Annotated in this window: 1 pseudogene; it reads right to left on the bottom strand. The window is 46.7% G+C overall.

Annotation, left to right across the window (positions count from 1 at the left end):
• Positions 1 to 41: 41 nt before the first annotated feature.
• Positions 42 to 407, bottom strand: a pseudogene (locus HMPREF2981_RS02975) (hypothetical protein); the annotation flags it as partial.

The following is a 407-nucleotide window of genomic DNA, read 5'->3' on the forward strand; positions in this document are numbered from 1 at the left end:
TTCAGGAGGCGGCACTTCCTCTTATCCGATGAGCCGTAAGTCTAAGACTTCATATCGTTGAATTTGAAGCGAATCCAGCCAAGTACCAAGGGTACAAAACCCCACAGGGTGAAGAGGAAACAACGCATCCCGTAACCGGGGTCTTTGAACTGGTCAGTATCGTAGACCAACATATTTTCGCCCAGATGAACAGGTAGATACTTGGAAACATCGCTTGCCCACTCAGCAGACCTGAAGAAACTAAGAACTATTGTCACCACAAAAAGCAGAACGACTGTAAGAACAATAGCTCCGGCACTATTACGGAGGAGAGCACCAAACCCGAATCCCATCCAAGCAAGTACCACAAGATACAGTCCAAGAAGAAGAGTGATTCGAAGTACTTCACCATCGAAAGAGACTCGTAG

Source organism: Rothia sp. HMSC069C01, assembly GCF_001814655.1.
Lineage (GTDB): Bacteria > Actinomycetota > Actinomycetes > Actinomycetales > Micrococcaceae > Rothia > Rothia dentocariosa.